We start from the raw sequence: 9324 nt of genomic DNA on the forward strand, positions 1-9324 counted from the left end.
GTGATGATCCGGTGCGGATCATCACCGCGCCCATCCGCGCCGTCGTGCAGCCGCTGGTCGCCGGACTGGGCGAACTGACACCCGTGACGCTGACCGTGGGACAGGAAATGGCGTTCACCGACGTGGTCAAGGCGCTCGCCGACGCAGCGTACTCCCGGGTGGACATGGTCACCCACCGCGGGGAGTTTGCCGTGCGCGGCGGGATCATCGACGTCTTCCCGCCCACCGAGGACCATCCGGTGCGCGTTGAGTTCTTTGGCGATGAGGTGGAGGCGATGCGCTGGTTTGCCGTGGCGGACCAGCGGTCGCTGACCAGTTCACATGACGCAGCTCCGCCCTCCTCGTTGTATGCGCCGCCGTGCCGGGAGATTCTCATTACGCCGTCGGTCATGTCACGTGCGTCGAAGCTGCAGTCAGAGCTGCCCGCAGCCGCCGGAATGCTGGAGAAGATTGCCGGCGGGATTGCCGTGGAGGGAATGGAGTCGCTGGCACCCGTGCTGGTGGATGCCATGGTTCCCTTTGCGGGGGAGCTGCCGGCCGGGTCCATCGCCGTGATCATCGAGCCGGAAAAGGTGCGTGCCCGCGCGCACGACCTCGCCGCCACCAACGAGGAATTCCTCGCAGCGGCCTGGTCAACAACGTCCGACGGCGGCAACGCGCCCGTTGATCTCTCTGCGAAGCTTGGTGCCGATCTGGAAGCCGCTAGCTTCCGGTCACTGGCCGACACGCGTTCCGCCGCCCTGGCCAATAACGTGGCCTGGTGGTCCATTACGTCCTTTGGGTCCGATGACACGCTGACCGAGGTGGATACCTTCACGGTCGCGGCCCGCGAGCCGCGCGGCTATCAGGGCGACGTGGCCGAGATGATGGAGTTCATTGGCGGGCGGGTCCGCGACCAGTGGCGCATTGTGGTGGCAACCGAGGGCCCCGGTCCGGCGCAGCGCCTGGCCGAACTGTTCCACGACAATGACATTCCGGCGTCGCGGGTGGATTCGCTGGAGTTGCCGCCGCAGCCGGGAATCATTGAGATTACGACGGCGTCTGCCGGACGCGGGTTTGTGCTGGACGGGCTCAAGCTCGGGCTGCTCACGGAGGCTGACCTGCTGGGCCGGACCTCCGCCTCCGGAACCCGCGACATGCGGAAGATGCCCTCCAAACGTCGTAACGCCGTCGACCCTTTGCAGTTGCGCGAAGGGGACCATGTGGTCCACGAACAGCACGGCGTGGCCCGGTTTGTGGAACTGCTCCAGCGCTCCACCGGGGCCGGCCCCACCAAGGCCGTGCGCGAATACCTGGTCCTCGAATACGCGCCGTCCAAACGCGGTGCGCCAGGCGACCGGCTGTTTGTGCCAACCGACCAGCTGGATCAGGTGACCCGGTATGTGGGCGGGGATGCGCCGGCGCTGAGCAAGATGGGCGGATCGGACTGGTCCAAGACCAAGAACCAGGCGCGCAAGGCGGTCAAGGAGATTGCCGGGGAGCTGATCAGGCTGTACTCGGCCCGGATGGCGTCGCGCGGTTTTGCGTTTGGTCCGGATACGCCGTGGCAGCGCGAGCTGGAGGAGGCCTTTCCGTACATCGAGACGCCGGACCAGCTGACCACCATCAACGAGGTCAAGGCGGACATGGAGCGCGAGATTCCCATGGACCGGTTGGTTTCGGGTGATGTGGGCTACGGCAAGACGGAAATCGCGGTGCGGGCCGCGTTCAAGGCGGTGCAGGACGGCAAGCAGGTGGCGGTACTGGTGCCCACCACGCTGCTGGTGCAGCAGCACTTCGAGACGTTTTCGGAGCGATTCTCCGGCTTTCCGGTGCGGGTGAAGCCCCTGTCCCGTTTTCAGTCGACGAAGGAGTCCCGGGAGACGGTGGAGGGGCTGCTCAACGGGTCGGTTGATGTGGTGATCGGGACGCACCGGCTGCTCTCCAAAGAGGTGCAGTTCAAGGACCTTGGCCTGGTGGTGGTGGATGAGGAGCAGCGCTTTGGTGTGGAGCACAAGGAAGCGCTGAAGAAGATGCGCACCAATGTGGATGTGCTGGCCATGAGCGCCACGCCGATTCCGCGCACACTGGAGATGTCCCTGACCGGGATCCGCGAGACGTCAACGCTGGCCACGCCGCCGGAGGAGCGGCATCCGGTACTGACCTACGTTGGGCCGTACACCGACAAGCAGACGTCCGCCGCCATCCGCCGCGAATTGATGCGCGAGGGCCAGGTGTTCTTTGTGCACAACCGGGTGTCATCCATCGACCGGACGGCCGCCCACCTGCAGCAGCTTGTTCCGGAGGCCCGGGTGGCTGTGGCGCACGGCCAGATGAGCGAGTCCCGGCTGGAACAGATGATCGTGGACTTCTGGGAAAGGCGGTTCGACGTGCTGGTCTGCACCACCATCATCGAAACCGGCCTGGACATTTCCAACGCCAACACGTTGATTGTGGACCGGGCGGACAACTATGGGCTGTCCCAGTTGCACCAGCTGAGGGGCCGGGTGGGCCGTGGCCGTGAGCGGGCCTACGCCTACTTCCTGTATCCCACCGAGAAGCCGCTGGGCGAGGTGGCCCTGGAGCGACTGAAGGCTGTCGCGTCCCACAACGAGCTGGGCGCCGGTATGCAACTGGCGCTGAAGGACCTGGAGATCCGCGGCGCCGGAAACCTGTTGGGCGGCGAACAGTCAGGGCATATCCAGGGCGTGGGCTTTGACCTGTACATCCGCCTGGTCGGCGAAGCCGTGGCCGACTACCGCGGCGAGGCCGAGGAGAAGGCCGCCGAAATGAAGATCGAGCTTCCCATCAACGCCCACCTGCCGCATGATTACGTGCCGGGGGAGAGGCTCCGCCTGGAGGCCTATCGGAAACTGGCTTCCGCGCTGACTCATGAGGCCATCGATGAGGTTGTTGCTGAACTGGGTGACCGGTACGGCGAACCTCCGGCGCCGGTGGTGAACCTGATCGCGGTGGCCCGGTTCCGGGTGGGTGCGCGTGCCGCGGGGCTCACCGATGTGGCGCTGCAGGGCAACTTCGTCAAGTTTGCCCCCGCAGACCTCCCTGAGTCGAAGGAGATGCGGCTCAAGCGGATGTACCCCGGATCCTCGGTGAAACCCGCCATGAACGCGGCGCTGATTCCCAAGCCGAAAACCGCGCCTGTGGGTGGCCGCGACCTGGCGGACGCGGAGATCCTGTCCTGGGCGCAGAACGTGATCGATGCGGTGTTTGCGGCGTAGCTGCGCTGGTTACCGGGTGGTAAAGTCGAAGCCGACCATGCGGGTCCGACCACCTGTTCCACACGCCCACACCCCCGTCCGCAGCGCCGCCACGGGGAAGGCAGCGGAAACCGCCCCGCACGGCATGGATATGGAAGTACGGAGATCATGTGAGCATGGAAACCACCCGCACCGTCACCAGCATTGCCCCGGCGTCGAGGGCGCTGGAAGTGATCGGCGGGGACCTGACCGAACGCAGCCTGCGCCGCTATCTTGAAGGCATTCCCGGCGTCGACGCGGTGGGCCTCGAAGCCCGCGCCGCCGCCCTGGGCACCCGCTCCATCAAGACCACCTCCAAGGCCTGGGCGTTGGATAAGATCATCGAGCTGACCGACCTCACCACGCTGGAGGGGTCCGATACGCCCGGCAAAGTCCGGTCGCTGGTGGCCAAGGCAATGGTCCCCGACCCCGATGACATGACCTGCCCCCGCGTCGCCGCGGTCTGCGTGTACGGGGACATGGTTCCCCACGCCGTGGAGGCGTTGGGATCAGCGCACGACGACGGCGCGTCAGGCCGCATCAACGTCGCGGCGGTTGCCACGGCCTTCCCCAGCGGACGGTCATCCCGCTCGGTCAAGCTGTCCGACACCTCCGATGCGGTAGCTGCAGGAGCCGACGAAATTGACATGGTCATAGACCGCGGAGCGTTCCTCGCCGGCCGTTATGGCCAGGTGTTCGACGAGATCGTTGCCGTCAAGGAAGCCTGCCGCCGTGCGGACGGCAGCTTTGCGCACCTCAAGGTCATCCTGGAAACCGGTGAGCTGGTTACTTATGACAACGTGCGGCGTGCGTCCTGGCTGGCCATCCTGGCCGGCGGCGACTTCATCAAGACCTCCACCGGCAAGGTGGCGCCCGCCGCAACCCTCCCGGTGACGCTGTCCATGCTGGAAGTGGTCCGTGACTGGCACCGCCTCACGGGCGAGAAGATCGGTGTCAAACCGGCCGGCGGAATCCGCGCCTCCAAGGACGCCATCAAGTACCTGGTCACCGTCGCCGAGACAGTGGGCGAGGGATGGCTCACCCCGCACCTGTTCCGCTTCGGTGCCTCCAGCCTGCTCAACGACGTTCTGTTGCAGCGTCAAAAACTCTCCAGTGGCCACTACTCCGGCGCCGCCTACGTCACGATCGACTAAGGACTTTTCCATGACATTCCTCGACTACGCACCGGCCCCCGAGTCGGCGTCGATCCTGAACCTCAAGAGCGAATACGGGCTCTTCATCAACGGTGACTTTGTGCCAGGCAAGGGCGAATCCTTCACCAGCATCTCCCCGGCCACCGAACAGCAGATCACCACCGTGTCCTGTGCCAGCGAGGCGGACGTGGACACCGCCGTCGTCGCCGCCCGCCGCGCATACGAGCGCACCTGGTCGAAGCTGTCCGGCGCTGACCGCGGCAAGTACCTCTTCCGAATTGCCCGGCTGGTGCAGGAACGCTCGCGCGAGCTTGCCGTCGCTGAGAGTCTGGACAACGGCAAGCCGATCAAGGAAAGCCGCGACGTCGACATCCCACTGGTTGCCGCCTGGTTCTTCTACTACGCCGGCTGGGCGGACAAGCTGGACTACGCCGGGCTCGGTCCCGCACCCCGTTCCCTGGGCGTCGCCGCGCAGGTGATCCCGTGGAACTTCCCGCTGCTGATGCTGGCGTGGAAGATTGCGCCTGCTTTGGCCGCGGGCAACACCGTGGTGCTCAAGCCCGCCGAAACCACGCCGCTCACTGCCCTGCTGTTCGCCGAGATCCTGCAGCAGGCAGACCTCCCTCCCGGCGTCGTCAATATCATTACCGGCGCGGGAGCCACAGGCTCCGCCTTAGTCAACCACCCCGACGTGAACAAGGTCGCATTTACAGGCTCGACGGCGGTGGGCCGTGAGATTGCCCGCTCCACCGCGGGCACGGCCAAGAAACTCACGCTGGAGCTCGGGGGCAAGGGCGCCAATATTGTGTTCGACGATGCTCCCATTGACCAGGCCATCGAGGGCATAGTCAACGGCATCTTCTTCAACCAGGGGCAGGTCTGCTGCGCAGGATCCCGTCTGCTGGTGCAGGAGTCAGTGCACGACGAGGTGGTTGACCGGCTCAAGGAGCGGCTGTCCACGCTTCGGGTGGGGGATCCGCTGGATAAGAACACCGATGTCGGCGCCATCAACTCGGCATCGCAGCTGGGCCGGATGCGTGAACTGTCCGACATCGGCGAGCAGGAAGGCGCCACCCGCTGGAGCCCGGCCTGCACCCTGCCGGATAAGGGTTTCTGGTTCCCGCCGACGGTGTTCACCAATGTGTCCACGAGCCACCGCATTGCCCGGGATGAGATCTTTGGCCCGGTGCTATCCGTGCTTACGTTCCGCACGCCCGCCGAGGCCATCGCGAAGGCGAACAACACGCCATACGGCCTGTCGGCCGGCATCTGGACCGACAAGGGCAGCCGCATCCTGGCCGTGGCTGACAAGCTGCGGGCCGGCGTGGTCTGGGCCAACACGTTCAACAAGTTTGATCCTGCATCACCGTTTGGCGGGTACAAGGAATCCGGCTATGGGCGCGAGGGCGGCCGTCACGGGCTCGCTGCGTACCTGGCGCCTGCTGCTGTTTCTTCGCGGGGGTCTTCGCGCTCGTCGTCCGCTTCTTCTGTCAAGGCACTGAGGGGAGGTACCAAATGAGCCGTCTCGCCGTTCCCAAGACCTACAAGCTCTACATCGGCGGAAAGTTTGTCCGCAGCGAATCCGGGCGTGTGTATGAAGTTTCGTCGAGGAAGGGTGGCTTCATGGCCAACGCCGCCAAGGCCTCCCGCAAGGACGCCCGGGATGCTGTTGTAGCGGCCCGCGCCGCAGTGAGCGGTTGGTCCGGAACCACCGGCTACAACCGCGGGCAGGTGCTGTATCGGATTGCGGAGATCCTCGATGGACGCCGTGCGCAGTTCGTGGAGGAAATTGCTGCGTCGGAGGGCGTGTCCGCGTCCGCCGCTGCCGCCCAGGTGGACGAGGCCATTGACCTGTGGGTCTGGTACGCCGGCTGGGCGGACAAGTACGTGCAGGTTGCCGGGAACGCCAACGCGGTGTCGGGTCCGTATTTCAACATCTCGGTTCCGGAGCCCACGGGCGTGGTTGCCGTCGTCGCACCGCAGGGTTCTGCTTCGTTGCTCGGCTTTGTGCGCGCTGTGGCGCCGGTGCTGGTGAGTGGAAACGCCGTCGTCGTGATCGCCAGCGAGCAGGCGCCGCTTGCCGCGCTCAGTCTGGGCGAAGTGCTGGCAACCAGCGACGTTCCGGCGGGTGTGATCAACGTGCTGAGCGGATCGCCGGCGGAAATTGCGCCCTGGCTGGCATCGCACGCGGATGTGAACGCGCTGGACCTGCTGGGCGCCGGCGACCTCGACTGGGTGGACCTGCAGATCGCCGCCGCGGAAACATTGAAGCGGGTGCTGCCGCCGGAATCAGGTCCGGATGCGGGTGCGGCGTCCATTGACCGGATCACGTTCTTCACCGAGACCAAGACGGTGTGGCACACGAAGGGTCTGCTCTAGCCTCCCTGATGCGGGTCCGGACGCCAGCCACGCCCCACAAGCGCGGTCCGCACCTTCGACACTGCGGGCTTCGCCTCGTTGCGCATGTGCCTTTTCGAGATCCGGATTTCCATCCAGTCGATCCTGCGTGCACTTTCTTCACGGCTGATGTCGCGCTCAACCTGATCCTCATCGGAATGAGTCGATCCGTCATACTCCACGCACACCTTGTACTCGGGGAATGACAGATCGGGCTCGTGATATTCGTTGCCGTCTGCGTCCATGATGGGAACATTTACCTGCGGCTCCGGCAGCCCGGCATAGATCAGAGCCAGACGGAGGCGCGTCTCCGGCGGCGAATCGGCGCCGACCCGACAGAGGTCCAAGGCCTCACGGGCTTTCCGGATTCCACGCTTGCCGCGATGCCGTTCGAGGAGGCGAAGCAGATCGGATTGCGTGCAATAGGGATCAATTCTGTCTTCGAACCGTGGCCGCGGAATCCGCACGAGGTGGTCGGCGATGACCACAAGATCGTCGATGGTGAGTCTGGCCGCGAGGTCCAACCAGGTGCGTTCCCGGGTGGTGATGTTGAGTCCATCCACGGTGATAATTTCATTCTCATACAGCCTGCATTCATGACCTGTCACCCCAGGGCGGCGCATCGCAGCACTTCCCTCGGGGCGGCTGATGTGAAATACCTGCTGTTCCTCCTGGCACAGATAGCAGGGAAAATCCCAGATTGCACCCGCCGTCTGGTGGGAGGCCGCGGATGACGTGGTGATCCGGCTGAAAGCCCCCGCCACCTGCGGCAGCTCGGATTCAACTTCGGCCAGTGCCCGTATGCCGTGACCGATCCGGATGATGTTGGAAGTCCGCAGGCGACGGCGGCTGACCGCGAGCTGATCGGATTCGGCCAATGTGAAGGGCTGAACAGCAAGGGGGGCTGGGAGGGGAGCAGGGTATCGCATGAAAAAGATTATGTGCGAGGAAGCCTGACGCCGCTTAAGTTATCCACAGCCATAGATCGACTCTCCCCAAATGGACGTTATTCCGGCGATTTCCGGGCTGAGAACGTCCATTTGGGGAGAGTCGATGCAAAGAGGGGGTCAGGCTTTTCGCTCCGCCTCAGGGGTCTGCCTGCCGCCCGTGTCCGAACGGCCCAGGATGGTCTGCGGAATCCAGTACGCCAGGAAGAACAGCACCAGGCAGACAGCCCAGGGCCAGACGGTGGTGAGCGTGCCGAACGCAAGCACCCCGATCGAGCACAGGAACAGCACCATCATGATCGTGAACACCACCAGGTTCTCGAGCAGGCGTCCCTCGCCGGAGTGGGTGGGGTGTTTGCGAACCGGCTGCTTGGACTGCGACGGATGGGCCATGGGGGTACTCCTCGAACTGGTGCGTGGTTAAGTGCTGCCCTAACCATATCCAACCTCAGACGTGCAGCCGGTATCCCCGCTTAATGACCGTGGCCACCAGCCTCGCGTCCGGCAGGGACTTCCGCAGCCGGCTGATGGTCATATCCAGTGCGTGTTCGCCCGCATCGCCGGGTAGCACACCGGCCAAGTGCTCCCGTGACAACACCGCTCCATTCGCTTCCACCAGCGCCCGGAACAGGCTCATGGGCGCGGGCGCCAGCTCAATGGCGGTGCCGTTGACGGACAAGTTTCTGCCCCGCAGCTCAATGGGACCGCACACGCTTTGATACTCCAGCACCCGATGCTGACCCAGATACTCACACACCAGCCGAATCAGCGCGCCCATGCGGTACCGTTCCGGCACCAGCGGCGCGACACCCACGTCGATCAACGGCTGCGCCGTCACGGGCCCGACGACGACGGCAGCCACCTGACCACGCAGGGCTCCGATAAACCGGTCCCGGTAGCCCATTTCGGAAGCAGTGCTCAGCACGGCGTCGACGGCGGGGGCGCTGGTGAACGTCACCACGTCCAGTCCGCCGCCGCACACAGCTTCGATCAGCCGCGGGAGCTGATCCGTACCGGCGGGTTTCACCCAGCGGTACGGTGTTGCGGTGAGCACCTGTGCGCCTGCCTGGCGAAGCCGGTCCAACTGCCGGAAATCGGTGTAGCCGTGCAGCTGGACCGCCACGGTGCGCCCGCGCAGGTCCAGCCCCAGCATCATGTTCACCAGCGACGCCGTGGTCTCGTCATGACTGATCCCGACGTCGTTCAGCCCGGCTGCGCGCACGGCTCCCCGTGCCTTGGGGCCGCGCACATAGATGCCGGCGCCGCCCAGCACCTCCAGCAGATTGTCTCCCAGTCCGGCAGCATCCGCGGCTTCGCACCAGCGGCGGAGCCCATAGGCGGTGGTCACCACCACGTAGTCCGGCCGTGCGGCCATGATGCGCCGTGTGTCTTCCAACAGCGGCAGGTCTTCAGCGACCGGGGCAATCTTCAAAGCCGGAGCGTGCAGCACCGATGCGCCGCGCCGCTGAAGCGCGTCGATCAGGTCGCCCGACCGCCGGTCCGACGTGACACCGATTCGAAAGCCCGTCAGGGAACCGCCGGATTCCGCAGTCCCGGCCGGTTCGGGCCCGGCCGCTTCAACCCGCGCCG

The 9324-nt window shown here is 65.1% G+C and carries 7 protein-coding genes; 4 read left to right on the forward strand and 3 right to left on the reverse strand.

Annotated elements, in window-relative coordinates; translation table 11 throughout:
* The 4 genes from mfd to Y708_RS0121345 form a co-directional block, all read left to right on the forward strand.
* Nucleotides 1-3218 (forward strand): transcription-repair coupling factor (gene mfd, locus Y708_RS27075; RefSeq protein ID WP_081747111.1); only part of this gene is annotated, 3218 nt, incomplete at its 5' end.
* A 155-nt stretch (nucleotides 3219-3373) separates the two neighbouring features.
* Nucleotides 3374-4390, forward strand: coding sequence for a deoxyribose-phosphate aldolase (gene deoC, locus Y708_RS0121335; RefSeq protein WP_035777230.1), 1017 nt, complete (start codon nucleotides 3374-3376; stop codon nucleotides 4388-4390).
* Nucleotides 4391-4400: 10 nt separating this feature from the next.
* On the forward strand, nucleotides 4401-5909 hold the full coding sequence (locus tag Y708_RS27080) for an aldehyde dehydrogenase family protein (protein ID WP_035777207.1): 1509 nt from the start codon (nucleotides 4401-4403) through the stop codon (nucleotides 5907-5909).
* Entirely contained in the window at nucleotides 5906-6769 is an 864-nt protein-coding gene (locus tag Y708_RS0121345) for an aldehyde dehydrogenase family protein (protein ID WP_028281478.1), read from the forward strand. Before Y708_RS27080 ends, Y708_RS0121345 begins: the two co-directional genes overlap by 4 nt.
* On the opposite strand, the gene Y708_RS0121350 is transcribed toward Y708_RS0121345, so the two are convergent.
* The 3 genes from Y708_RS0121350 to Y708_RS27085 form a co-directional block, all read right to left on the reverse strand.
* The gene (locus tag Y708_RS0121350; protein ID WP_253905924.1) at nucleotides 6766-7665 is read right to left on the reverse strand and encodes a hypothetical protein; all 900 of its coding nucleotides are present in this window, start codon (nucleotides 7663-7665) and stop codon (nucleotides 6766-6768) included. The genes Y708_RS0121345 and Y708_RS0121350 overlap by 4 nt on opposite strands.
* Before the next feature lie 189 nt (nucleotides 7666-7854).
* A complete protein-coding gene (locus Y708_RS0121355; protein WP_028281480.1) occupies nucleotides 7855-8127 on the reverse strand; it encodes a hypothetical protein in 273 nt (90 codons plus the stop codon).
* A 55-nt stretch (nucleotides 8128-8182) separates the two neighbouring features.
* The gene (locus Y708_RS27085; RefSeq protein ID WP_035777231.1) at nucleotides 8183-9265 is read right to left on the reverse strand and encodes a uroporphyrinogen-III synthase; all 1083 of its coding nucleotides are present in this window, start codon (nucleotides 9263-9265) and stop codon (nucleotides 8183-8185) included.
* Between the last annotated feature and the right edge of the window lie 59 nt (nucleotides 9266-9324).

Source organism: Arthrobacter sp. H5 (genome assembly GCF_000520595.1).
Taxonomy (GTDB): Bacteria; Actinomycetota; Actinomycetes; order Actinomycetales; family Micrococcaceae; genus Arthrobacter_D.

Excerpts from the sequence above, each read along its gene's own strand:
- deoC (WP_035777230.1), top strand. The coding sequence starts at position 3,374 with ATGGAAACCACCCGCACCGTCACCAGCATTGCCCCGGCGTCGAGGGCG.
- Y708_RS27080 (WP_035777207.1), top strand. The coding sequence starts at position 4,401 with ATGACATTCCTCGACTACGCACCGGCCCCCGAGTCGGCGTCGATCCTG.
- Y708_RS0121345 (WP_028281478.1), top strand. The coding sequence starts at position 5,906 with ATGAGCCGTCTCGCCGTTCCCAAGACCTACAAGCTCTACATCGGCGGA.
- Y708_RS0121355 (WP_028281480.1), bottom strand. The coding sequence starts at position 8,127 with ATGGCCCATCCGTCGCAGTCCAAGCAGCCGGTTCGCAAACACCCCACC.